At 36.7% G+C, this 25,659-nt stretch carries 26 protein-coding genes; 6 read left to right on the top strand and 20 right to left on the bottom strand.

Annotation, left to right across the window (positions count from 1 at the left end; all coding sequences use genetic code 11):
- Positions 1–10: 10 nt before the first annotated feature.
- The 4 genes from IGK03_RS01315 to IGK03_RS01300 form a co-directional block, all read right to left on the bottom strand.
- Positions 11–451, bottom strand: a complete 441-nt coding sequence (locus tag IGK03_RS01315) for a CopY/TcrY family copper transport repressor (RefSeq protein WP_002358353.1) — start codon at positions 449–451, stop codon at positions 11–13.
- Positions 452–579: 128 nt separating this feature from the next.
- Entirely contained in the window at positions 580–1,743 is a 1,164-nt protein-coding gene (locus IGK03_RS01310) for a cation:proton antiporter (protein ID WP_002355211.1), read from the bottom strand.
- Between the two features lie 20 nt (positions 1,744–1,763).
- Positions 1,764–3,131 (bottom strand): TrkH family potassium uptake protein, encoded by a 1,368-nt coding sequence (locus tag IGK03_RS01305; RefSeq protein WP_010775517.1) that lies wholly within the window; start codon positions 3,129–3,131, stop codon positions 1,764–1,766.
- Between the two features lie 131 nt (positions 3,132–3,262).
- Positions 3,263–3,805 (bottom strand): dihydrofolate reductase family protein, encoded by a 543-nt coding sequence (locus tag IGK03_RS01300; protein ID WP_010713603.1) that lies wholly within the window; start codon positions 3,803–3,805, stop codon positions 3,263–3,265.
- A gap of 246 nt (positions 3,806–4,051) precedes the next feature.
- Between IGK03_RS01300 and genR the strand changes: the two genes are divergently transcribed.
- The gene (gene genR, locus IGK03_RS01295; protein WP_002355208.1) at positions 4,052–4,813 is read left to right on the top strand and encodes a MurR/RpiR family transcriptional regulator; all 762 of its coding nucleotides are present in this window, start codon (positions 4,052–4,054) and stop codon (positions 4,811–4,813) included.
- A gap of 174 nt (positions 4,814–4,987) precedes the next feature.
- Here the strand turns inward: genR and IGK03_RS01290 are convergent, their stop codons facing one another.
- Genes IGK03_RS01290 through IGK03_RS01280 form a run of 3 tightly spaced genes read right to left on the bottom strand, consistent with a single transcriptional unit; the run spans position 4,988 to position 9,442 of the window.
- Positions 4,988–7,342, bottom strand: coding sequence for an AAA family ATPase (locus tag IGK03_RS01290; protein WP_430602419.1), 2,355 nt, complete (start codon positions 7,340–7,342; stop codon positions 4,988–4,990).
- On the bottom strand, positions 7,335–8,042 hold the full coding sequence (locus IGK03_RS01285) for an ABC-three component system middle component 1 (RefSeq protein ID WP_002358350.1): 708 nt from the start codon (positions 8,040–8,042) through the stop codon (positions 7,335–7,337). Before IGK03_RS01285 ends, IGK03_RS01290 begins: the two co-directional genes overlap by 8 nt.
- Positions 8,039–9,442: an ABC-three component system protein gene (locus tag IGK03_RS01280; protein ID WP_430602417.1), complete on the bottom strand. Its 1,404-nt coding sequence runs from the start codon at positions 9,440–9,442 to the stop codon at positions 8,039–8,041. The genes IGK03_RS01285 and IGK03_RS01280 overlap by 4 nt, the downstream gene beginning before the upstream one ends.
- Before the next feature lie 720 nt (positions 9,443–10,162).
- On the opposite strand from IGK03_RS01280, the gene genB reads away from it, so the two are divergent.
- Together genB and genA are read left to right on the top strand one after the other, a co-directional pair.
- On the top strand, positions 10,163–11,497 hold the full coding sequence (gene genB / locus IGK03_RS01275) for a PTS sugar transporter subunit IIC (protein ID WP_202334738.1): 1,335 nt from the start codon (positions 10,163–10,165) through the stop codon (positions 11,495–11,497).
- Positions 11,498–11,523: 26 nt separating this feature from the next.
- Positions 11,524–12,954 (top strand): 6-phospho-beta-glucosidase GenA, encoded by a 1,431-nt coding sequence (genA, locus tag IGK03_RS01270; protein WP_049095509.1) that lies wholly within the window; start codon positions 11,524–11,526, stop codon positions 12,952–12,954.
- A 35-nt stretch (positions 12,955–12,989) separates the two neighbouring features.
- Here the strand turns inward: genA and IGK03_RS01265 are convergent, their stop codons facing one another.
- The 4 genes from IGK03_RS01265 to efp all read right to left on the bottom strand — a co-directional run bounded on the left by IGK03_RS01265 (position 12,990) and on the right by efp (position 16,013).
- The gene (locus IGK03_RS01265; protein WP_049095507.1) at positions 12,990–14,126 is read right to left on the bottom strand and encodes a cystathionine gamma-synthase; all 1,137 of its coding nucleotides are present in this window, start codon (positions 14,124–14,126) and stop codon (positions 12,990–12,992) included.
- Positions 14,127–14,139: 13 nt separating this feature from the next.
- Positions 14,140–15,057 carry a PLP-dependent cysteine synthase family protein gene (locus tag IGK03_RS01260; RefSeq protein WP_002361143.1) on the bottom strand — a complete coding sequence of 306 codons (918 nt, stop codon included), beginning with the start codon at positions 15,055–15,057 and terminating at the stop codon, positions 14,140–14,142.
- Between the two features lie 89 nt (positions 15,058–15,146).
- On the bottom strand, positions 15,147–15,284 hold the full coding sequence (locus tag IGK03_RS01255; protein ID WP_002366057.1) for a hypothetical protein: 138 nt from the start codon (positions 15,282–15,284) through the stop codon (positions 15,147–15,149).
- A 168-nt stretch (positions 15,285–15,452) separates the two neighbouring features.
- Positions 15,453–16,013 carry an elongation factor P gene (efp, locus tag IGK03_RS01250; RefSeq protein WP_002355202.1) on the bottom strand — a complete coding sequence of 187 codons (561 nt, stop codon included), beginning with the start codon at positions 16,011–16,013 and terminating at the stop codon, positions 15,453–15,455.
- Between the two features lie 354 nt (positions 16,014–16,367).
- On the opposite strand from efp, the gene IGK03_RS01245 reads away from it, so the two are divergent.
- The gene (locus tag IGK03_RS01245; RefSeq protein ID WP_002361142.1) at positions 16,368–17,015 is read left to right on the top strand and encodes a FusB/FusC family EF-G-binding protein; all 648 of its coding nucleotides are present in this window, start codon (positions 16,368–16,370) and stop codon (positions 17,013–17,015) included.
- Positions 17,016–17,199: 184 nt separating this feature from the next.
- Here the strand turns inward: IGK03_RS01245 and IGK03_RS01240 are convergent, their stop codons facing one another.
- The 4 genes from IGK03_RS01240 to fabF form a co-directional block, all read right to left on the bottom strand.
- Positions 17,200–18,168, bottom strand: a complete 969-nt coding sequence (locus IGK03_RS01240; protein ID WP_002386045.1) for a dihydroorotate oxidase — start codon at positions 18,166–18,168, stop codon at positions 17,200–17,202.
- An 88-nt stretch (positions 18,169–18,256) separates the two neighbouring features.
- Positions 18,257–18,790: a DUF6287 domain-containing protein gene (locus tag IGK03_RS01235; RefSeq protein WP_010713607.1), complete on the bottom strand. Its 534-nt coding sequence runs from the start codon at positions 18,788–18,790 to the stop codon at positions 18,257–18,259.
- Between the two features lie 102 nt (positions 18,791–18,892).
- Positions 18,893–19,327, bottom strand: a complete 435-nt coding sequence (fabZ, locus tag IGK03_RS01230; RefSeq protein ID WP_002355197.1) for a 3-hydroxyacyl-ACP dehydratase FabZ — start codon at positions 19,325–19,327, stop codon at positions 18,893–18,895.
- A 1-nt stretch (position 19,328) separates the two neighbouring features.
- Positions 19,329–20,567, bottom strand: a complete 1,239-nt coding sequence (gene fabF / locus IGK03_RS01225; RefSeq protein WP_002358339.1) for a beta-ketoacyl-ACP synthase II — start codon at positions 20,565–20,567, stop codon at positions 19,329–19,331.
- A 297-nt stretch (positions 20,568–20,864) separates the two neighbouring features.
- Between fabF and fabI the strand changes: the two genes are divergently transcribed.
- Entirely contained in the window at positions 20,865–21,617 is a 753-nt protein-coding gene (fabI, locus tag IGK03_RS01220; RefSeq protein WP_002358338.1) for an enoyl-ACP reductase FabI, read from the top strand.
- 98 nt (positions 21,618–21,715) lie between these two features.
- On the opposite strand, the gene IGK03_RS01215 is transcribed toward fabI, so the two are convergent.
- From IGK03_RS01215 to IGK03_RS01195, 5 genes are all read right to left on the bottom strand, one after another.
- Complete coding sequence (locus tag IGK03_RS01215; protein WP_002377895.1) at positions 21,716–22,129, bottom strand: DUF4809 family protein; 414 nt, start codon at positions 22,127–22,129, stop codon at positions 21,716–21,718.
- A 29-nt stretch (positions 22,130–22,158) separates the two neighbouring features.
- Positions 22,159–23,094, bottom strand: a complete 936-nt coding sequence (locus IGK03_RS01210; protein WP_002358335.1) for a cation diffusion facilitator family transporter — start codon at positions 23,092–23,094, stop codon at positions 22,159–22,161.
- Positions 23,095–23,236: 142 nt separating this feature from the next.
- Complete coding sequence (locus IGK03_RS01205) at positions 23,237–23,911, bottom strand: HD domain-containing protein (RefSeq protein ID WP_010823391.1); 675 nt, start codon at positions 23,909–23,911, stop codon at positions 23,237–23,239.
- Positions 23,912–23,923: 12 nt separating this feature from the next.
- Positions 23,924–24,436, bottom strand: coding sequence for a DNA-3-methyladenine glycosylase I (locus IGK03_RS01200; RefSeq protein WP_002408650.1), 513 nt, complete (start codon positions 24,434–24,436; stop codon positions 23,924–23,926).
- Between the two features lie 12 nt (positions 24,437–24,448).
- A complete protein-coding gene (locus tag IGK03_RS01195; protein ID WP_002355188.1) occupies positions 24,449–24,940 on the bottom strand; it encodes a methylated-DNA--[protein]-cysteine S-methyltransferase in 492 nt (163 codons plus the stop codon).
- 111 nt (positions 24,941–25,051) lie between these two features.
- On the opposite strand from IGK03_RS01195, the gene IGK03_RS01190 reads away from it, so the two are divergent.
- Positions 25,052–25,645, top strand: coding sequence for a bifunctional transcriptional activator/DNA repair enzyme AdaA (locus IGK03_RS01190; RefSeq protein ID WP_016617431.1), 594 nt, complete (start codon positions 25,052–25,054; stop codon positions 25,643–25,645).
- The last annotated feature ends 14 nt before the right edge of the window (positions 25,646–25,659 follow it).

The raw sequence follows: 25,659 nt of genomic DNA, 5'->3' as shown, positions 1-25,659 counted from the left end.
TCACTCCTTTTTAAATTAAATGACATTGGCATTGACCAGGAATACAGTTGCAAGGGACGGATTCAACCGCCGTCTTGCGCTTCTCTTTCAAGAGTTCCTCTAATCGATCCAAATCGTCATAACTCAACTGACTCTCTGTTAAAATTGTTTCTACCACGGAACCAACTTTACGGCTGCACACCTTGGCTAAAAGTTCGTCTGCCACCGTTTCAACGCTCCGACGTTCTTCTACTAGCGGATAATAAATATATTTATTGCCTGCTTTCTCCGTTCCAACTAACCCTTTATCTGTTAAACGACTTAGTAACGTCTTGACGGTCGTTGATTTCCATTCTTTCTTCTCATTTAAAAGTGTATGCACTTCACGACTCGTGGTCTTGCCTTGGGTCCAAATAACCCGCATGACTTCCCACTCTGCATCTGTAATTGTCGCTAATTTATCTTTTGCCATACTCGTTAAATTCCTCCTTCATCAATAAAAAAAGAGTTCAAGGTTTTTGACTACAAACGTAGTCGTTTATCTTGAACTCATCATATAGCTATTTTATTTTTTTGTCAACAACTTCTGCTCATCTTTTTTTATTGCAACGCAGATTCTTGTTTTTTAACAAAGTATTTCAATAAGAACGGTGCAACTAAGGTCGTTAAGATAATTACCACAATCATGCTCGTATAATACGCTTCTGAAAGTAATTTAGATTGGTAACCAATTTGCGCAATGATTAATGCCATTTCCCCACGCGAAACCATCCCAGCACCGACCATTAAAGAACTTGTATTGGAGAAACCAACCATTTTCGCTCCCCAGGCGCCGCCCAGTAATTTCGTTAAAATCGCCATAATCGTCATTACCAAAATAAAAGGTAAATCTTTTCCTAACGTGTTAAATGTCACTGATAAGCCAATGCTGGCAAAGAAGACGGGAATAAACACGGCATAGCCAATAGCTTCAATATTGAAATCAATTTCTGTTTTTGCATCCGTTTGTCCCACAGCAATCCCTGCAAAAAAGGCACCTACGACAGAACTTAAACCAACTAAATCAGCCAAATAAGCCATGCCCAAACAGATAATCAATGACATGATAATAACAGACGACCCAATGTTCATTTTTTGACTTAAACGTAGTAAATAGGGAGCAATAAAGCGGACCAAAAAGAAAATCCCAATAAAGAATAAGCCTTGTTCAATTAACTTAACAATAAAGCTGACTTCTGTATTGCCGCCTGTACTTGCACCAATCATGCCGACAGCGACACTTAAAATAATCACGACCACGATATCGTCAACGACGGAAGCCCCAAGAATCGTTGCACCTTCTTTACTACTTAAAACATTCAACTCTCTTAATACTTCTACTGAAATGCTGACCGACGTTGCTGCTAAAACTAACCCAAGGAAAAAAGCTTCTTTCCAAGAAAAAGCAAACAGCTGACCAATCAACATAGTAAAACCAACCGGTAAAACGATGCCCAAAATAGCGACCATGACACTAGGTTTCGCATATTTTTTCAATAATTCCAATTCACATTCCATTCCAGCAATAAACATCAACATAATGACACCAATTTCTGAAAAGTCATGCACAAACACATCTTGATGCACAATATTTAACATCGCTGGACCTAACACAATCCCTACTAGCAATTGCCCAATTACCGCAGGAATTCCTACTCTTTTACAAGCAACACCTGCTAAAGTCGTTGTAATTAAAATCAAACATAAAATACCTAAAAATTCCATTCTATTTCCCTCTTTCTCTATTAACCAATCATCACTGATTCTTTTGGATATTGAACTTTCGACTGACTTTCCAAGCCTTTCTTAATTAATGACAATAACACCGTGTACACACCCACACGACCGATGAACATTAGAAAAATAATCACCAGTTTACCAAAAACAGTTAAATCTGGTGTTAACCCCATTGTTAAACCGACCGTTCCAAATGCAGAAATCACTTCAAAAACGATATACTCAATCCCGTTTTTTAAAGGTAATGTTTCTGTAAACGAGAGAATAACTGAAGCAGTTACACATAAAAAAGTTGCCAAGAAGAACAAAGTAAATGCTTGGAGCACTACTCGCTCAGGAATTGTGCGTTCATGGAATTCCACTCGCTGTTTCCCTTTAAAAATTGCACGAAATTGTAAAAATAACACACCAAACGTAGTGGTTTTCAAGCCGCCAGCGGTTGATCCTGAAGTGCCACCAATAAACATCCACAAAATCGTGACAATCAGGCCTGGATTACTCATTTTCAAATAATCAACCGAATAAAAGCCAGCCGTTCTTGGTGTAACCGACAAGAACCAACTGTTGACAAGACGCTGCCAAAAAGACATGTCAGCTGGAAAATGGCGATATTCTGAAATGTAAAAAATAACGGTCCCTAAGACTAAAAAGGTGGCGGTCACCGTTAAAGCAAGGCGAGTATGAATACTAACACGGTGCTTAATTTTATTTTTATAGCCTTTAATCATTGCAAAAATATCGCGCCACACAATAAATCCTAAGCCACCAGCTATAATTAAAAAGCTAATAACTAGTAAAAGATAAGGCGAATTTTGATAAGGAACCATACTATCCCCTAGCAAATCAAAGCCAGCATTACAAAATGCCGAAACGGCATGGAAGAAACTAAAAAACAACCCTTTTTTCCACCCAAATGTTGGCACAAATTGAAAGGACAACAAGAAGGCTCCAAGTAATTGAATAATGGCCGCAAACTTCATAATATATTTCATTAAACGAAAAACTCCGGAAACTTCACTAACATTTAAAGCTTCTTGATACAACATCCGTACACTTAGTGACGCTTTTTTCCGCAGCAAACTAAAGAAAATCGTGGCAACGGTTAAAAAGCCTAAGCCGCCTAATTCAATCAAAATCATAATAATAACTTGCCCGATAGGACTCCAATGCTCCGCCGTATTCAAAGGCGAAAGCCCTGTAACACAGACGGCGGAAGTTGCCACGAAAAAAGCATCAATCCATTGCGTTTTTTGTCCAGCTTGTGCAGAAAAAGGCATCATTAATAAGATTGTGCCTACAACAATTAATAAAAAAAAGCCTAAGACAATTGTTTGAACCGGTGAAATATACAACCTTTTTTTGATCTGATGTTTCATTTTTTTCTCCTCTACCATTTCTTTGTCAATCAAAAACAACACAAACGGCTAGACAACTGTTGCTTTGTTCCTCTCGCCCTATGAGAAACTCAAAACCTTGAAAGCAACTTGCCCAACCGAATAATTATTTTTTAATTTTTGTTTTCACGTTGATAAATCGAATAAACCAACTCATTTTTTTGATAAACCTGTTTTAAACGAACTGGGATTGATTGAGCCATTGTCTCGTATAGAGCAATGCCCTCACCCAGAAACAGTGGTATTGTCGTCAAAATGAAGGTATCAATTAAATCAGCTGCCAAAAGCGGTTGAACCACTTTTGGGCCTCCAACAATCCAAATTCCCGCGCCGTCTTCTTCTTTGAGACGACGAATTAATGTGACGGGATCTTCCTTGGTAAAAGTTCTTGAAGCAGTTGATGTTTCTGGATGAGAGGTAATGATATAAGAATGCTTGTCTTCATAAAAATACACATCTGGGGACAATTCTTGTGTCACTTGATCATAAGTAGTCCGCCCCATTACCACAGTGTCTATTTTTTCATACATTTCATCGTAACTACGATCTTCTTCATCGCCACGAATATTCTCTTCTAACCAAGCAACACCGCCCGCTTTGTCCGCAATGAAACCATCAATACTCGCTGCAATAAATAAAATTACTTCCCGTGCCACATCAACGCCTCCTTTTCTCTTCTTATCTATTTTAGCTTGTTTTCACAAAAAACTCTAGGGGTGCGCATTGTTATTTTTAAAAGAAAAAAGAGAAAAACTAGGATAATTGGGCTACTTTTTGTAAAATAGGAAATAAGAAACTTTTTATTGAGTTATTTTACATTTTTTTCAAGAAAAATAAGAATTGGTTTATTTGATTTACACAAAAAAATAACATATTCAGTTTTTATATAAAGGAGGATTACTTTGTTTGATTTAGAGAAGGTTCAGACCTTGAATGAATTAGAAATGCTCGTTTACCATTATGTATTGGAACACCTGCACCAAATCCCTCAACAGACCATTCGCCAACTGGCTACTTCCTGTCATGTCTCCACCTCAACGATTCTACGATTTTGTAACAAAATGGGCTATGCTGGTTTTTCCGAATTAAAATATGCAGTGAAAGAAGAAGCCAAACAAACACAAACGTTTGAAAATTTTTATGATGCCACGGTTCACGTCGATGCTTTTTTGAAAAAATTAAACCAAGAAACCTATTACGAAATGCTTCGTCCAGCAATCCAAATGATTGTTCAAGCACGTCACGTTGCCTTTACTGGCATTGGTACTAGCGGAATTTTAGGTAGTTATGGCAGTCGTTATTTTGCCAACTTAAATATCAATTCTTACAGTATTGCTGATCCCTTTACGCCTATCCCCAAGCGCGGATTTGAAAATACATTAGCCTTGATTCTGTCTGTATCTGGGGAAACCAATGAAATGATTAAACAAATGACCGATTTTAAAACAGCTGGCGCCAAAGTGCTAAGCATTACCAACAATCAACATTCAACTATTGCCCGCTTGGCTGACTACAACATCTCCTATTATATGCCCGACGAACGTTCTCCATTTGCAGATAAATCAGTCAATACAACCACTCAAATCCCTGTCATTGCTTTAATTGAACTCCTAGCTCATCAAGCAAGTCAACTTTTAAAGGAACTAGATGAAACACCTTTCTAGTTGTTTTTCAAGAACGGCCATGTATTTTCAGAGGTTGGGACAGAAGCGTTAACTTTCTTAAAGACAAATAAAAAATATTAATTAGATGGACTCACCCATATCTAAAGAGAACCCACAATCACTAAGATTGTGGGCTCTCGCTCTAATATCATAAGTAAAGTTGACACATTCTCTCTATTCTATATCATTTAATTCATTCTTTACATTGATTCTCTTTGTGCTCAAATTATATTTTGAAAACTTATAACGAATGTATTTAGAAATCTCTTCTTCATGAGTAGATAAAATTATTTGTTTATGCCTAAAATCATTTCTTAGCAGCTCTACAAACGATGCAATATTTATTTCATCCATAGTTTGAACAGGGTCATCTATTAATAGAACACTTAATGCTTTCTGCTCGTATACTTTATTCAATGCTAGCGTGAAAGCTATCACTAATCCAGAAAGCTGACCAGATGATAAATAATTAATTACATCATGATCATTTTCCAAACCAGACACAAACATGATACTTTTTTCATAATTATCTTTTTCACGTATGAATAACCCACATCCTAATTGATAGTTTTGGATAATTTTTCCACTGTATATATAGAACGGAATCTCAATATCTCTAATAATTTTTCTCCAATGACTAGCAATCTTATTTTCGTAAATACCAATAATCTTGCTTATTTTTTTTTCAGATATAATCAACTTTCTTTCTTGTTCTTCATCTTTCTTTAAACCTTCGCTTAATTCTTTTACTTTTTTTGATCCACTACTGTAAAAGAGAAGATTAATATATTCTGCTTTCTTTCGAATATTTTCTAGCTCAACACTTCTTAACTCCGCCTCATTAGAATTAAAAATATTCTCAAACATAAACTTTTTGTTTCCATGTTCTTTGTAGTTAGTACTAATAGTTTTCTTTTTCGACAATATATATTGGGTCAATTCTTGAAATTGAGTTTCACTGTTAGTAATTTCAATGTTGTCAATATTTAGAAACTTATCGAGCTGTAAATTATTCTTTTTACACCATTTAATAAATTCCAATATCTGAGCTTTCATTTTTACTGCTGATGTTAATGAATCATAAAATCCTTCAGATACGATATTCTTACTCTCAGAAAAATAATTTTCAATTTCTTGTTTGATACTTACAATATATTTTAAATTTATATTGTCTAGTTTCTGTTCGTATAGCTTACCTTCTTTATCAGTCAACTCCTCAAATTTATTTTCTTTTTCTCGAATTGACTCTAATAAATCACTATATGAATCAAACGGCTCACCGCACAAAGGACAATCGGTATCTTCTGATCGCTTAATCTTATCAAAACTCTTCAATAAATCTTCTCTAGTGTTCTTAAATTCCTGGACTGTTTTTGAAAAATTACTCATTTTTGATTTTGTTAACTTTAAATCCTCTATATAACTTTGTATCTCTGGAATGTTTAGAGATAAGTGTAAAATTTTATCTATATCCTTAAAAGTGGATATATTTATATTTTTTTCAATTTCTGATTTTGAGAATGCCTTTTCTAAACGTTTTAATGATCTTTCTTTTATTTTTAAAGCAGTATATTCATCATATTTTTCAAGAAAATTAGAGTAATTGATTGTATTTAGAAGTAGCTCGTTTTTTTTGAGGTAATCATCTATTTGATTATTGAATTGAGTACCAAGAAAATCTTCAACATCCTTTCTTAATTTATATATTGATCTGAGCTCATTCAGATACTTCTCTCTTGTTGTTATGTCGACAGTTATATTTTCTCTATCCCATTCTAACACTGGAGTTCTATCCAAAAGTTTGAAATACGATGTATTTCCATTGTCGTCTCTCTTGATTTTACCTAACTCATTCGCTAAATCCTCTAAACGAGGTCTAGTGATTTTAATCTGTTCGCTAACAGCTCTTTTTTTATTAGATATCCTTTTTTTTGCATTTTTGATGTTTGATAACTCTCTCTCTTCTTTAGTATCAAACAATGAAGATATAGCTTCCATACGTTCTCTTCCATTTTTTTTCAAAAATAGCGTATTTTCCTCTTGTTGTACATAATAAAATAAAGTGAAAAATCTTTCTAAATCAGGAATATCCAAGATGTTTTCTACTTCTTTAGCAGGGATTTGCTGCTCATCTTCGAAAATAGACATAAATTCTGGTAATAGATAAGTTTGAAAAACATTCCAATTATCAGGTTTCTTATCACTTTGAGTAAATCGCCTTTCTGAGTCTATCCTTTTAGCTATTACAATTCTATTTTCATTATTTTCAAATTCTATTCGTACTTCTGTATCGATCTCACTCTTATTTGAGAATAAGTTATATTCATATCCCAGCCTACGGTCGATAGTATTTGTTATTCGACTGATTTTTCCAGTCATTACTAGCTCTATTGCATCAAAAATAGTAGTTTTCCCGAATCCATTTGGACCATCAAGAACAATCAAGTCATTGTTATTAAAGTTGATTTCAGCTTCATTAACATGTTTAAAATTCTTCAAATATATTTTATTAATTCTTAGTTTATTCATAGTCAACATTCTCCAAGTCAATACTTTCAACTATTTTGTCAATAAATTCTTCATCCTCTAACTCGAAGTATTGCAAAATTTTATCTCTACTTTCCATGAGATTATCCTTTTCCAAACATAGCCCAATTGTTTTAGACAGGTCAACTAAATCACTTTGTTTGTGATTCAAACTAATAAAAGGAATTTTAGTCATTAACTTTGTACAAATCTCATATAATTTCGCATCATCAGTATCCGTCCCTAGCTTATACTGATTAAATTTTTCTACATCATTAATAATATTATTGATTGTAATGTTGATATTTTCTCCGTTCAGAATATATTTTTTTGTTTTTTCAAAATCCTCATTATAGCTAAGTAAATATTTTTTAAAAAAATAAGGATCTTCTTCAATTTCAAAAATTTTTTTATACTTAGACAAACTTTCAATATGATTATTCTTTAGACAAATTAACATGGATAAATTCTTATCTATCCTCTCATCGTAACCTCTCTCAATTGTCTTAATGATATTAAAATATTCTGAAACTTGTTTTGTTATAAAGTCTTCCGTAATTTCATTCATATACACAATTAAATAGAAATTCGTTGCTGTTTTAGAATAATTTCCCCAAAAAGATATCTCATCGCTAAAAGGGTTGGGTATTGGTATGTTTTCAAAACCATTATTAGAAAAAATTTTATCAATGACTTCGTTCACTCTAATTCCTCCTTAGCTTCATCAAGCTTAATTAAACCAATTTTTTTCATTATTGTAATCCGATTATGATATTCTTCATTTTGTCCTGTGTTATTACTATTGTCCGGCTCAGGAATATTTTTATATATTCTATTTTCGTCTATAGAGCTTATTGTAATATTCTTAGTGATTATTTTTTCTACTTCTCTTAACAAATCTGGATTATCGTTATTATGTATCCTTTTTATCAATAAATCATTTCTAATGGGAGAATCATCATCAAGAATAGTAGAAGGTAAATACACAACATTTTTATAATCACTCATCCTTTTGTGGAAAACCCATTTTTTTCTATGAACTTTCTCTTGTATCTGTTTTATTATCTCAAAAAAACAATTCTCCAATCCTTGCTTAGGAAGACAGCTAGTCAAAAATTTCATCGCATTATTTGCGTCTTCATCGGTTACTTCGTTGTCAGGTGAAATTTTTAAACAAAATTCGTAGAATTCATTGTCATCTAAGGCGTATACTTCATCAAGTGTCATCTTAAACAAATCATAATTATGTCTAGATATATACCCCATATTGTATTCGCTTTCAAGAACTTCGACTACATACTGTGAAGCCATTCGTTGAAACTCATCCTTCATGTAATATATTGTATATTCTCTACTGGGCAGATCATGATTCTGTTCAACAACTTTTTTGATGTCAACAAATTTTATAGTAACCTTCTCTTTCTCTATCCCTTCTTGAATATCCTTATGTCGTTCTTTGATATTCGAATCCACTAGACCCAGTAGGCAAAGATACGCCCTATCAATTCGTTCTGCACTAGCATTATTCCCTGTAAAGGCTAGAATCTTCTCTTTTATTTTTGTCTCAATATCATCAAATGAGCAAAAGCGCATTTCATTATCTTGATCTCCATAATTATACAGTTCAAGCTTTTCAACAAGACTATCATATTGTCCCGAATCAACGACTGCTTTATAACTTTCATATGGTGATTTAATTCTAGGATTTTTTACAGGATTAACAGGTTCTTTGATACCATGTTTTTCTAAGAAATCTTCTGGTATATTCAAGCCATTCGTGGTATGCAAATAAGCTTTCTCAAGTGTGGTGAACTCTAATATTTTCAATAATAGACTCCATATGGCCTCCTTGTAACTAGACATTGCTGATGTGTTGTAAGTTTTGACTTGATGAATAGTAATATATTCACTGTTCTTTTTAATTGAAAAATCCTCAAGCCACTCTAATTCTAAAAAATACTCATTTAAGTCTTCATTTGTGTCGTTAAGTACTTCGATTTTATTTAAAGCCATAAATAAAGCTACTTTTCCCTGATAGTTGTACCCATTCCAACTAAAACTAGCATCAGTAGAATACAAAGTAACATCAATTTCCTCCGCCATGAAAGTTCCTCCTCTTTATTCTTTATCATTGAATTATTAAAACTAATTTCCTAGTTATCTTATCCTTCTAGTGTTCAATTAAAACCAGTGCTGTATTTTATAATAAGCAAAGTGTTTTTTCATCTTTAATCTTATCATGGATTTTGAATTCTAAAAAGAACAATCGATACACAGCAATAAATAATCTTCCTTTTCGCCATAGATGATGAAAAGGAAGATTTCATTTTTTACGAAATAGATTAGTCGACACAATGCCCTAAGCTTGTAGTTCGTAAATGTAAACAATATCTCACTTACTACAGGTGTGGAAATGCGAGTAAACGGCGAGACCTCTTAATAAGGCATACTAACGAATCCATTCTAGACGCCGAATGGATTACTGTCAAAAACACCCATGAACCTATTATTTTAGAAGAATTGTTTTAGAAAGCTCAATTTATTCGCAAAAAAAGCCATCGGGTTAAAAAGAGCAAATAAAAATTAACATCTTTTCTGGCTTCTTAACATGTGTAGCGAGTTATTGACAATGATCAAGTCAATAACTCGCTACACGACAAAGCAGAACGTAAAGAAAAAGGCAACTTATTATGTTTTTGTTTTTTTTCTTGGTACATGTTTCTCATTCAAGCAAAAGTCTATTTTTTCTTCAAATAACCTTATATAGTAAATATGTAAACGGATACATTTGCATTTATATTATTCTTCAAAGGAGAGATTTTTATGAACGAATGGATTAACGAGAAATTATTACCTCCAGTACTAAAATTCGTCAATACCAAAGCAATTACTGCCTTACGGAACGGGATGCTTTACACGATGCCTTTTACCATTGTTGGTTCCGTGTTTCTTCTATTAGCGAATTTCCCAGTTACAGCTATTTCTGAATGGGTTAACGCAAGTGGCCTGGCTGTTTATTTCAATCAAGCATATGGTGCATCTTTTGCGATTATGTCGTTATTTGCGGTCATCGGTATTGCCTACTCATATGTAAAAAGCGAGGGATTTGAAGGCCTCCCAGCGGGCATGATTGCCATGGTGGTTTTCATTTTGTTTATGTCATCTGAAGTCAAAGATGCGGTTTCTGGCGCAGTAGTTGGCAATGTCATCAACAAAGATTGGACAGCTGGCAAAGGGATGATTACAGCTATTATTGTTGGTTTGTTAGTCGGCGTTGTATATAGTTGGTTTTTACGTCATGATATTCGTATCAAATTACCAGAAGCTGTACCAGAAAATGTGGCCAATTCCTTTACTGCGTTAATTCCTGCCAGCGTCATTGTAACTGGTGCAATGCTAATTTTCATTCTTCTAGATAAAGTCTTCAATACGACATTCTTTGACTTTATTTACGAAGTGCTACAATCACCACTTCAAGGAGTCACAGATTCACTAGGTGGCGCATTACTATTAGGTTTTGTCATTCCCCTCTTTTGGTTTTTCGGTGTTCACGGGTCAACAATCGTTGGCGGTATCATGGGTCCTATTTTACAAGCAAACTCTTTAGAAAACACCGAAATTTTGAAATCTGGAAAAGACTTAACACTGGCTAATGGTGGCCATATTGTTACACAACAATTTTTAGATCAATTTTTAACGGTCACTGGTGCGGGCATGACAATCGGGTTAGTCGTGTTCATGGTTTTCTTTGCCAAATCAGCTCAGTTTAAGCAATTAGGTCGGCTTTCAATTGGGCCAGCTGTTTTCAATATTAATGAGCCAATTGTCTTTGCTACACCTATCGTGATGAACCCAATCATGGCTGTGCCATTCATTATCACACCGATTGTTTCTTCTGTTGTGACATATTTTGCCTTGTACACAGGACTGGTTCCTCTCTTTACTGCGGTACAAGTTCCCTGGACTACTCCTCCAATCATTTCTGGACTTTTAATTGGTGGTTGGCAAGCAGCGTTGCTTCAAGTAGTGGTACTAACGATGAGTTTCTTTATCTATTTACCGTTTGCTAAAAAAATGGATGCACTTAATTACGCAGAAGAAACCAATCAACCAATTACTGAAGAAACCCTTGAAAAAGTCGAAGCACAAAACGTATAAAAATTTGAACAAAGGACTGAAACGATATGTCAATTTTGAAAAATGATTTTCTTTGGGGCGGCGCTGTCGCTGCTCATCAATTAGAAGGAGGCTGGGACCAAGGCGGTAAAGGGGTGAGCGTGGCGGATGTAATGACTGCTGGTGCACATGGCGTTCCTCGTAAAATTACCTCAGGCGTTTTACCAGATGAACACTATCCTAACCATGAAGCGATTGATTTTTACCATCGCTATCAAGATGATATTCAACTATTCAAAGAACTTGGTTTAAATTGTTTCCGAACCTCTATTGCTTGGACACGAATTTTTCCTAACGGAGATGAAGAAACGCCTAATGAAGAAGGCCTTCGTTTTTATGATGCACTTTTTGACGAGTGTTTAAAAAATGGCATTGAGCCAGTCGTGACACTGTCTCACTTTGAAATGCCTTATCATTTAGTCACAAAATATGGCGGCTTTCGCAATCGCCAGGTCATTGATTTTTTTGTCAAATTTGCTGAAGTCTGTTTCACTCGTTACCAGAAAAAAGTCAAATATTGGATGACCTTTAACGAAATTAACAACCAAGCCAATTATGAAGAAGATTTTGCACCTTTTACTAACTCTGGTATTGCTTACCAGGAAGGAGAAGACCGCGAAGCAATTATGTATCAGGCTGCTCATTATGAACTAGTCGCTAGCGCACGTGCAGTGAAAATTGGCCACGCTATCAATCCCGACTTCCAAATTGGCTGTATGATTGCGATGGTGCCTATTTATCCTTATTCTTGTAATCCTGAGGATATGATGATGAGTGTTAGCGCAATGCAAAAACGTTATTGGTTTACCGATGTTCATGTCCGCGGTCATTATCCAAGTGCAATTCAATGCTATTTGAAACGAAAAAACATTTCATTAGATGTCACAGAAGAAGATTTAACTGATTTAGCTAATGGCTGTGTTGATTATATTGGCTTTAGCTATTACATGTCGTTTGCTGTAAAAGGTGCAGAAAAGGCCCCTACTTTTGACTACAATGAAGCAAAAGACTTGGTGCGAAATCCTTATGTAGCAACATCTGATTGGGGTTGGCAAATCGATCCTATGGGCTTACGCTATGCAATGAATTGGTTCAATGATCGGTATGAATTACCACTTTTTATTGTCGAAAATGGCTTTGGTGCTATTGATGAGCTAGAACCAGACGGAACGATTAACGACACTTACCGAATCGCTTATTTACGTGAACATATTGAGATGATGAAAGAAGCCGTTGCGTATGACGGCATTGATTTGATGGGCTATACACCTTGGGGATTCATCGATTTAGTGAGCGCTAGTACAGGCGAAATGAAGAAACGGTATGGCTTCATTTATGTAGATAAAGACAACGATGGTCACGGAACGTTGGAGCGGCGAAAGAAAAAATCGTTTGCTTGGTATCAACAAGTGATTGCTACGAATGGAGAAGAATTATAAACAAAAGGCCTTCGTCTAAAGACGAGGCCTTTTGTTTATGCTTGTAATCCCTTTTCTAAATCAGTCAACAAATCTTCGACTGCTTCAATTCCTACAGATAAACGAATGAGTCCATCTTTAATTCCCACGGCTTCACGATTTTCTTTGGGGATAGATGCGTGAGTCATAATGGCAGGTACTTCAATTAAACTTTCTACGCCACCTAAACTTTCCGCTAAAGTAAAAATTTCCAACGCTTCTACGAAAGGAACGACTTGCTCATCCTTGGCTAATTCAAAAGAAATCATGCCACTAAATCCCGACATCTGTTTTTGCGCAATTTCGTGACCAGGATGACTCGCTAGTCCTGGATAATACACCGTTGCTACCGCTGGATGCGCTTCTAAAAATTCTGCGATTTTTTGAGCATTTTGGGCATGCGCTGCCATCCGGACGCCTAATGTTTTTAAACTACGTTGGACCAGCCAACTATCATGTGGTCCTAAAACAGCGCCAATCGCATTTTGTAAAAAGGCAATCTTTTCTGCGCTTTCTGGATGATTCGTTACGACTAAACCAGAAACTACATCACTATGGCCCCCTAAATATTTTGTCCCGCTGTGAACCACAATATCAGCACCTAACGCTAACGGCCGTTGAAAATAAGGCGTCGCAAACGTATTATCGACAATGGTTAACAACTGATGTTTTTTAGCAAGCTTAGCCGCCGCTTCAATATCTGTAATTTTTAACAGTGGATTACTTGGTGTTTCCAAAAACAAGGCTTTTGTATTTGGCTGAATTGCGGCTTCAATTGTTGATAAGTCGCTGGCGTTTACAATCGTGTAGCTTAACCCATTTGCTACAAATACTTTATCCAATAAACGGAAACTCCCCCCATAGACATCATCACCTAATAAAATATGATCTTCGGGTCCAAACATAGAAATGATTGCATGGATACCAGCTAAGCCTGAGCTAAACGCAAAGCCATGGCTCCCACCTTCTAACTCAGCGATTAAGGTTTCTAACGCGTGACGTGTGGGATTACCTGAACGAGAATATTCATATTCTTTTGGCTGGCCCACGCCATTTTGTTCAAAGGTTGACGTTTGATAAATAGGAACACTCACTGCACCTGTTGTTGCGTCTTTGCTAATGCCGCCATGAATTAATTTGGTATTGAATTTCATAAAAGTTTTCCTCCTAAGAATAAATATTTTTTGATAAATAACGGTCACTACCGTCAGGAAAAATAGTTACAATTGTGCTGCCTGCTGGTAAGCGGCGCGCCTCTCTTAATGCCGCCGCAAACGCTGCGCCGCTGGAGCTTCCCACCAGCAAAGCGCTTTTCTTGGCTAATTGTTTGACCCAGAAAAAACCATCCTCGTCTGAAATGGTATAAAAGCCGTCCACAGGAATCTGTTTAAGAAAAGGCGGCACGAACTCCACGCCAATACCTTCGATTTCATGTCCGTGTGCAGGTCCGCCATTTAAAATCGAACCTTCTGGCTCCACGCCCCATAGTTGCGTCTTACTATTTTGTTCTTTGAGATATCTGCCAACACCTGCAAACGTTCCACCACTGCCTAAACCTGCGACAAAGCTAGTAATCTTCCCGCCTAGGTCTTGAACAATTTCAGGTCCTAATCCTTCGTAGTAAGCAGCAGGATTATCCGGATTTTCAAATTGTAACGGCACGTAACTATTAGGAATTTCCTTGGCTAAGTCTTGGGCACTAGTTATCGCTCCGACAATCCCTTGCTCTGTTGGCGAAGGGACAATTTTAGCACCTAACGCTTGCATCAGCTGTTGTTTTTCCTGACTAAATTTTTCTGGCACAACAAAGATTGTCTTGAGGCCCAGTTGACTGGCTGCTAATGCCAGGCCAATCCCTGTATTCCCCGCTGTCGGTTCAATAATTGTTGTGGCTTGATTTATCTTTCCCGTTTTCATTGCTTCTTTGAGAAGATGCACACCAAGCCGATCTTTGACACTGCCACCTGGATTCAAATATTCTAGCTTCGCATAAATTTTAGTGCCTTCTGGCATAGGATATTGTTCACTTGTAAATTCAAATAATGGTGTTGCTCCGATTGTGTCTAAAATTGACTGAACAATCATAGCGAATTCCTCCTTCTAATACATGTACATAAAACAAAAAGGTGCTGATCGCATCAGCACCTTTTTTGTTTATTTCTGGTTGTCTAGATTCAGAGAGGAATCGTGTTAGGCAATTTTTCAGAAATAACGGAGGTTTTCCCCATCACAAAAGAGTATGCTGCACTATTTTGCACCATACAACAACAGCTTTCCGTTTCTAAAAAAAGGCTAGCTTGTTTTTTCGTCATGGTTGATTTCCTCCTTCGTCATGTGTTGACCAAACTATACCATTTCCCATTTTCTAGTGTCAACGATTCTAACGATTGCTATTTCCTATCACACCAATGGTTTTCTTATAGGTAAAAGAATTAATAGACCAAAAAAAACAGAAGGCTAGCCTTCTGTTTTTCTGCTACTTATTTAGCACGTTTTAAATACGTACCTTCCGCAGTATTGATTTCTAATAATTCGTCTGCTTCAACAAAATCTGGAACGTTAACAACTAATCCTGTTTCCATTGTAGCGGGTTTACCAGAACCAGTTACTGTTGCGCCTTTGATTGAAGGTTGTGTTTCAGCAACACGTAAGATTACCGTTGTTGGTAAAGTTAAACCAATGACTTCTTCACCATAAAATTGAATTTTTACTTCCATATTTTCTAGTAAATATTTTAATTCTTCTTCAATTAAAGCAGTTGGTACTTCATATTGTTCATATGTTTCTAAATCCATGAAAATAGCCATATCATCTTGGCTGTATAAATATTGAACCGGTTTTGTATCGATGTGCGCTTTTTTCACTTTTTCATCTGGGCGCATTGTTGTATCTGTTGTTGAACCCGTACGAACATCTTTTAATTTCATACGCATAACCGTGTTACCTTTACCTGGTTTGTGGTGGCTAGCTTCCATTACTTTAATTAATTTGCCGTCTTGCTCAAAAGTCATACCGGCTTTTAAATCGCTTGCTGCAATCATTGTAATTTCTCCTTTTCTCTGGTTAATTCTTCATTATTGTAGCAAATAACCTAGGATTAATCTAGGAAATCACGTATCTTTTTTAGAAGTTTATCACTCCCCAGACATTGAATTGGGAAATAAAACGAGTTTAACTTGCCTTTTTTCTTGAATTACGTTAGAATTACCAAGCTTTCATCAATTATTTTCACTTTTTACATAGAAAAAATCAATCATTAAAGGGGGTGATGATATGATACGTCAAACGCTATCTTTATCAAAAACACATGGGGTTGTCTGTCACTAAACATACGTTGGTGAGACAAATTGCCTTTCAGCGTATGTACTCGGTCTATTTGAAAGGAATTTAAAATCATGAACCCAACTATTCAACCTTACCAATTTAACATAATTAAAGAACAAGTCGCTGTGTTACTAAATACCTATACGTCTGTTAACGATGCTACGACTGTCAAAACTGTCCAGGCCCTATGTGTCGAAAAAATCAATGGGTTATTTCCAGAAGAACACCCTGCTGTTACGATTTTGTTGGACAAAGTGATGGATCGTCGTTTAACACGCGCACGTGCTGAAAAATATTTAGACGAATTAAAAGAAACCGTGTTGCCCTTTAAAGAACCTTCAACACCACAAGTCACGAAAGTCTTTCGCAAAGTGAAAAAGTTAAAGATTCCTGAGTGGGAAAACATGGATTTACGGAACAATACCTATGTCGGTTGGAACGACGCTGGGACTCAGAAAAAATTTATCTTAGCTTATCGAGAAAATAAATTAATCGGCGTCCACGGCACCCTTTCACCCACCATTGTTAAAGGTGTTTGCTCCATCTGTCAAACAATCACGAATGTGTCTATGTTCCTAGCTACCACCAAATCAGGCGGCGACGGAACCTACACGAAAAAAGGCAATTACATTTGCCATGATAGCGACACCTGTAACCAACAATTAACACAACCTGAATATTTGGAAGCCTTTATGGAAAATGTTAAGGCTGTGAAATAACAAAAAAGAGCGTGGGACAAAAATCACTTTGGATTTTTGCTCCACGCTCAAAAACTGATAAACGGCGGGAACAGAACCAACTCCTTCGGAAATAAGCCGAAATTCTCCAAAAATTAAAGAGCAATTTTCGGAAATTTCTTCTTATTTCTCGGAGCTAAACGGTTCTGTCCCGACCTCTTTTTTGTTACATCTCTTTCAATTTCCCACGAAATTCTTCAATACTTTCATAACCTTTTGCTGCCATGATTTCTTGTAATTCTTTGGCTAGACGCTCAAAAACTTGTGGACCTTCTTGATGCAATTGTGTGCCGACTTGTACTAATGTCGCACCACATAAAAGATGCTCAAAAACATCTTTTCCGCATGTAATACCGCCCGTTCCAATAATTTTGATTTCTGGTTTCAAACGTTGCGCAAACGCACGAACATTGGCTAACGCTGTTGGTTTGACATATTCGCCGCCCAGTCCACCGAAGCCTCCTTTTGGTTTAATGACCACTTCTTCCTTGTCACTGTCAATATATAAACCATTACCGATGCTATTAATACTATTCACGTAAACTAAAGGGAATTTATTTAAAATTTCAGCCATTGCGTCAAAATGTGCAATATCAAAAAATGGGGGTAATTTTACACCTAATGGTTTAGTAAAAAATTGGAAAACTTCTGTTAAAAGCTTTTCTGTTAATTCAAAATCATAAGCAATTTGCGGTTTACCAGGCAAATTGGGACAAGACAAATTAAATTCTGTCACTCCTGTGTATTCACTTTCTTGCACTTTTTTTAAAATAGCGATATTTTCCTCATAATTCATACCAGATACAGATAAAAAGCGTAACTCCTCAGGAAATTCCTTTTGACGTGCAATCTGATAATCTAAATAATAATCAATCCCTAAATTAGGTAAGCCCATTGAGTTAATACTTCCTAATGGTGTATCAAAATACCGTGGTTCCTCATTGCCCTGACGAGGATTAGGTGTTGCCGTCTTAGCGACAAAAGCACCTGCTTGAGAAGCCGCTAACTCGTCCATTTCCTTAATTGTCATACAATGAATGCCTGATGCGTTCATTAACACATTCGCCAATTTATGTCCCGAAAACTCTACTGAAATATCCAAAAGAAAAACCCTCCTGTAAATTGTTTTACTCATAAGCTTACCACCTTCACATAAGCTTTTTATGATTATAGCATGTTCTTTGACTTTCAGCATGTTTTTTTGTGTTAGTGTTATTTATACACTATTGCTGACGATAATAATAGAATTCGGCAGAGTAATTTCCAGCATTTTGAGCTATCAATATCCGTGGTTTAGTAGTATCTGACTGATCACCATCAGGATTGCTAAATCCAATTTTATAAAGTCCAAGTGCCGCTCCAGTCTGTCCACTTCTAATATTTGCATAGGGGATCTTGCTAGTTACATCAGATTGAGGAACACCTGTAATTATTTGACCATCTTCTGTCGTGCCATCTTGGTTAATCACTAATACTTGACCATTTCCATTTTGCCAAATCCCCGCCAAAGTTGTAAAATCACCATTGTTGATTGCTTCGATATTTAAGTCTTCATTTGCTGAATTCACTTCATCTGAAGAAATATCTTGCCCATTGTCAGTTAAGTTATCACTTGATTCTGTACTATTTATATTACTAGATACACTAGAAATAGTTGATGTTATCTGTGTATGAGTTATTCCCGCATCTTCTACTTTCGGTGCACAACCTGTTAAAAAAATGATAAGTATTCCATTAAAAAATAACTTCTTTTTCATCTTACGCCTCCGTCTTGAATTTTTTTCTACCATAAATTTATTTTATCATACCAGAACAAAAAAAGAGCAAGCCTTCACCGCTTGCTCTTTCTAATTATCTTTTTATCGTCCCACAATAAACGTCAATTCACATTCGCAGACCTTTTTATCTTCCACGTAAGCAGTCGCTTTGCCGATGCCGACAAAGTCACGTAATTTGACGATTTCAAAATGTAATTTCAAGACATCACCAGGGACCACTTTTTGACGGAATTTGGCTTTGTTGATACCGCCAATATAGGCTGTTTCACCTTCAAATTGATCCATTTTTAAGATTAAAATCGAACCTACTTGTGCCAATGCTTCAATAATCAAAACGCCTGGCATTGTTGGATTTCCAGGGAAATGTCCTTGGAAAAACTCTTCGTTAATTGTCACATTTTTTGTTGCAATAATCTTTTCATTTGGAATAATTTCATCCACATAATCAATATAACAAATCGGATAGCGATTAGGAATCATTTCCATAATTTCTGTTGCAGTCATTACTTTTTTCATACTAGTTTTCCTCCCATTTCTTCAAGCAAATTACACCATTATGGCCTCCAAAGCCAAACGAATTACTAATTGTATAGTCCGCTGTAATGTCACGTGCACCTTCTGTGACATAATCTAAATCACAATCTGGATCAGCTACTTGGTAGCCTACTGTCGGATGAGCTTTTCCTTCTTGCAATGTTTGCACACAAGCGATCGCTTCGATACCGCCAGCCGCGCCCAATAAATGTCCAGTCATACTCTTTGTACTTGAAATTGGAATTTGCGATGCTCGCTCACCAAAGACACGCTTGATGGCCGTTGTTTCCGCAGCATCATTCGCTGGGGTTGACGTACCATGAGCATTGATATACCCAATTTGTTCCGGCGTAATCCCTGCTTCCGCAATCGCCATTTCCATCGCAGCAGCCGCGCCACTACCGTCTTTTAAAGGAGCGGTCATGTGGCTAGCATCACAGTTGCTGCCATAACCAACAATTTCGCCGTAGATAGTTGCGCCACGTTTCTGTGCATGCTCGAGTTCTTCTAAAACCAGCATTCCTGCGCCTTCACCCATCACAAAACCTTTTCGTTCTTTATCAAAAGGAATCGAAGCCCGAGTCGCATCTTCTGTTGTATTTAAAGCATTCAATGCTGCAAAGCCTGCAATCCCAATTTCACATACTGTGGCTTCTGTCCCCCCAGTTACCATCATGTCCGCTAAACCATATTTAATCGTGCGAAAAGCTTCACCAATCGCATTCGTCGCAGAAGCACAAGCAGTCACGATAGTTTGAGAAGGTCCTTTTGCACCTAGACGAATCGAAATATTTCCCGCTGCCATATTAGCAATTACCATAGGCACGAAAAATGGTGTTACGCGTTTTGCGCCTTTTTTATCCATTACCCGTACTTGGTCTTGTAAGGTAGTCATCCCGCCGATTCCACTACCGACAATCACACCTAAACGAGTCGGGTCAATCGTTGCTTCTGTTAAACCACTCATTTCCCACGCTTCTAAAGCAGCCACCAAGCCATATTGAGAAAATAAGTCCATTCTTTTTTGCTCTTTGCGTTCTAAAACAGCACTTGGGTCAAACTCTTTCACTTCGCCAGCCAAAGCTACCCCAGTATCTTCAGAATCAAATTTAGTAATTTTGCCAATTCCTAGCTTGCCATCCACTAGATTATGCCAAAATTCTTTTACGGTATTGCCTAATGGTGTTACGGCTCCCATGCCGGTTATGACCACTCTTTTCATACTGTACCTCCGAGTTTATTTTGATTATCAAACTATTATTTCATACGGTTTCCAGCACTTTTTCTTAAAAAATAAGAAAAATAGTTTGACTTTCAAAGTATTTTGGTTAATAATTCAGACATCAGGAAAAATGTCTGTTTTTTTCAAGATTAGAAAATTGAGAAGATTTTGTTATCATTCTCACACAGATAATACCAGTTGAAATTTTATTCGTCAACTCAATAAATGTAACTTTTACATTTTGATGAAGAAAAGCCTATTCTATCAACAAAAATTTTTTATTAAAGGAGATTTTATATGTTTTTACAAAATAAGAATGTCGTCGTAATGGGTGTTGCCAACAAAAAAAGTATTGCTTGGGGCTGTGCAAAAGCATTAAAAGATCAAGGGGCCAATGTTATTTATACGTATCAAAACGAACGCATGAAAAAGCAAGTGGTTAAATTAGCAGATGAAAATGATTTGTTGGTGGAGTGCGATGTTGCTTCTGATGCGTCCATTCAAGCAGCCTTTGAAACAATTAAAAATGAAGTGGGCACGATCGATGGACTAGTCCATGCGATTGCTTTTGCCAAAAAAGAAGAATTGTCTGGAAACGTTAGTGACATCACTCGTGATGGTTTCCTATTAGCACAAGATATTAGTAGCTACTCTCTTTTAGCAGTCACTCATTATGCGAAACCTTTGTTAAATCCTGGTTCAGGAATTGTCACATTGACGTATTTAGGTTCCGAACGTGCGATTCCTAACTACAATATGATGGGGATTGCTAAAGCATCTTTAGAAACTGCCGTGAAATATTTAGCTTTTGAATTAGCTGCAGATAAAATTCGTGTCAACGGAATCTCCGCAGGAGCGATTAAAACATTGGCTGTGACTGGTGTAAAAGACTACGATCAATTGATTAGTATTTCTAATGAGCGGACACCAGATAAAACAGGCGTAACCATTGAAGAAGTCGGAAACACTTGTGCCTTTTTAGTCAGTGAACTAGCTAGTGGTGTGGTCGGTGACATCATTTATGTCGATAAAGGCGTTCACTTAACTTAATCATTTTTTGTCTTTATTTTCTATTTATACATTAAAAAACAGAGATTGGACAATCTCTTTCACTCATTGATTGTCCAATTTCTGTTCTATTTTGTACTTTATTCTATAATAAAATTGACAGTTCCAATTCCAAAAACAGTTGTTAGGATTTGATTGACTTGTTCAAAAAGTTTTGGTAAATCTTCCAGTTTATTTTTAGATTGGATTTTTTCAGAACCGTTATCGTAGCTTAAATGATTGTACGTTTCTTTAAAGGTTACTGCTGTGTCTTCTTTTCGATAAAGGATATATTCGTCATCTAGCATATCCATTTGTAGCTCCTGTTTAAATCCATTTCTGGCAACAACAGCAGAAACTAGATGAGCAACAGTCAAGCCATCTAACGGAATGTCCACTCCATTCATTGCTAATGTGTAGACGGTATCTTCCACTAAACCACAGGCGTTGCAACCACCACTGGTTAAATCTACTGTACTTGTTATAATTGCCTCTTGCATCGTTTCTTCCCCCATATTGTTTTTTAAAGTTATTCTTTCATTTGTTATTTACGAACGTAATTCACATCATAATCGTCAACTTCAATATAGATATAGATTTTTTTATCAGGCATTTTACTGCGAATGTCTCGTTCAATCGCATTCACAACATCAGGTGCATCTTCTTCCATTGGTTCTACCACATCAATTTTTGCCGCTACTAAAATTTCAGTTGGGCCTAAATGAACGGTCTTTACATCAATTAGTTTTTCAACATCCGCCCGATCAAATGCGGTTTTAATTTTTGCTAAATCTTTAGCGGTCACACTTTCGCCAATAATCAAACTATAAAATTCTTTCGCTAAGAAAATGGCTGCACACATTAATAGTAAACCAATCAGTAAACCACTGATAGCATCAAATGCAGCAATCCCAGTTACCATTGTTAAAAGGGTTCCCACCAAAGCTAAACACAAACCAATAACCGCACAAAAGTCTTCCGTAAAAATAATTAAAATTTCACTGTGACGACTTTCTCGCAAAAATTTTAAGAGCGATAACTTCTCTGTATTCAATTCTTTGATTTCTTTCATCGCTACACGCAAAGAGCTACCTTCCACAAGCAAACCAAAAATTAAAATACCAATGACAATAGCCACATTTTCTACTTCATGAGAGGGATGCAGTAACTTCTGAATAGCCTCCATTACGCCTAACGCGCCCCCACCAAAAAAGAGCATCGTTGCAACAATTGTACTAAAAAAGTATTTTGCACGGCCTTCTCCAAATTGATGTAACGCACTTTGTCCACGAGAAGCGCGCTTATTCCCAAAAAGTAATAACACCTGATTACTACAGTCCACGACACTGTGGATACTTTCATTCATCATAGCGGTACTACCACTTAAAGCAAAACCAACAAATTTACTAATCGCTACTAAAATATTCGCAATCAGTGCGGCAATAACTGCAAACATGCCACTCGATTTTTTTGTCTCCATAATTACCTCCTATATGTAACGTAAAACTAAGATAAACCACCCGTTTATTCATCCATCATTTTACCACTTCTGAGGTATTTGTAAAAAAGAGTTCTCTTAAAATTCAAAAAGAAATGTACTGACTGTTTTAGTTGGCCCTCATTTATCGGTGTCCATCCCACTCTTGATAAAATTCCTCCAGATAAAGTTCCATAAATTGATGACGCTTTTCCGCCAATAAGCGACCATAATTTGTATTCATTTGTTCCTTTAACTTTAAAAGTTTCTCGTAAAAATGCATAATAGCAGTATCTTCCCCATTCCGGTATTCTTCTTGGGTTAACTGTTCACGAGGTTGTTTGTGAGGATCGTGAATTAAACGGCCTTTATTTCCCGAATAAGCCATCACCCGTGCAATTCCAATCGCACCGATGGCATCTAATCGATCCGCATCCTGGACCACTTTTCCTTCTAATGTAGTAACTGTTTTCCCAGTATTTCCTCCTTTAAAGGACATATTAGCAATAATAGAAAGGATGTGATTCGTTTGCCCTGTTGATACGTTATTTGCTTCCAACCATTGTTGCACCTTTAGCAAGCCAGCCTCTTCACTTTCGTTAAATTTTTCATCGCCAATATCATGTAACAATGCTGTTAATATACATAAAAATAAATTTGCTTGTTCTTTCTCTGCAATTGTTTTTGCTAATTGTGTCACTCGATAAATATGCCACCAGTCATGGCCACTTGCTTCGTTGGCTAATTCTTGTTGAACATAACGCTCTGCTGCTTGAATAATTATTTTTTCTTCAAAACTAAGAGATTCATTTTCAAACATCCTAACACTCCTTTATTCTGGATTTAAAATTTCCACCTGGATAATCCCGCTAGCTTTCAGAAACATATTGGTGACAATCGGACCTACAAAAGAAAATCCTCTTTTTTTTAAGTCTTTTGCTACGTTATCTGACAAAAGCTGTGTGCGTGGGACTTGGTATGCTTCTTCATAAATAGATAAAACGGGGACGTTTTTTACAAATTGCCATAGATAATTGGCAAAACTGCCAAATTCTTCTTGTACTTTTAAAATTGCTTGCGCATTTTTAATGGTTGCTTCAATTTTGCGCCGATTGCGAATCATATCTGGATCAGCTACTATTTGATCGACTTCGTCAGGCAACAGCGCGGCAACTTTTTCCGGCTTCATTTGGCAAAAATTTTTCATGAATGCTACTTTTTTCCCTGCTGCTGCTTTCCAACTTAAACCAACTTGAAAAACACCCACCGTCAACAATAAAAACAGCAAATCATCCTCTCTTGTAGGTTTTCCCCATTGTTCTGTATACCATTGATAGTTGTTCATCGCCGCCTCCTTTTAAGACTGTTCAAATGTTAATAATGCTTGTTTCATTGCTAAACCACCACGGTAACCGGTTAATTGTCCCTTGCTGCCGATGACTCGATGGCAAGGAATGACCATTAATAAAGGATTTTTCCCAATCGCTGTGCCAACTGCTCGAACCGCACGTGGACGCCCAATTTTTTCTGAAATTTCTTGATAGGTCATTGTCTCACCATAAGGTATTTCTTGCAACGCCTGCCAAACTTCTTTTTGAAAGGGCGTTCCTTCGATGTCTATGGGGCAAGCAAACGTTGTCGAATGTTGGTTAAGATAACTTATTAATGCTTCTTTATAAGGCGCAGTTTTCTTTTCAGAAGCTTCTAATTGTGCTTGAGGGTACCAGTTTTTCAGCTCTTCTATCGATTGATTGGCTGAACCTACAAAAGCTAGTCCAGCGTCTGTCACACCAAGATAATAGTGATCGTTCTGCCATTCTTGTTGCGCATAATAAATTTTTTTTGCCATATTTCTACACTTCTTTCTCGTGTTTTTCTTATCTTCATTATAATTCTTTTGGCTTTCAAAATCTTGCGCTCCTATCACTTTTTACTTGTTTTTATTAGGGATTCTTTTACAATGAAGAAAACGGGAGGTGTGTTTACAATGAAAACAACGTATCGACTTACTCAGAAACGTTGGGAAGCCATTCAAAATAATAATACGCAATTTGATGGTGATTTTTTTTATGGTGTGACCACAACGAAAATTTTTTGTCGTCCTTCGTGCCCTTCCCGTGTGCCCAACAAGAACCACGTTCTGATCTTCAAAACGGCTCAGGAAGCTTTAACACTTGGTTTTCGTCCATGTAAAAGATGTCAACCAACCGGGCAAGTCGTTCCTAACGAGGAATGGGTTGCTCAAATTAAGCAATTTATTGATCGGCATTCAGCGGAACCATTAAGTTTAGACTATTTAGCGCAAGCCTGCCACGGTAGTCCCTTTCATTTGCAGCGAACCTTTAAGGAACAGACAAAACAAACCCCGTCAGCTTATTTAACAAGCGTCCGAATTAGGCAAGCCCAAGAATTGCTTCTCCATTCACCCCTTACGATTCAACAAATCGCGAAAAAAGTTGGCTTCCAAACCGCAGCATATTTTGCCACCACTTTTAAAAAAGAAACAGGCGTAACCCCCTCTGTTTATCGCAGTAAAAATGAGCCGAAAAAATAACATTTCGGCTCATC

The organism is Enterococcus sp. DIV2453a (genome assembly GCF_050533535.1).
In the GTDB taxonomy this organism is placed as follows: domain Bacteria; phylum Bacillota; class Bacilli; order Lactobacillales; family Enterococcaceae; genus Enterococcus; species Enterococcus faecalis.
This window is presented reverse-complemented; position numbering and strand designations above follow the sequence as displayed.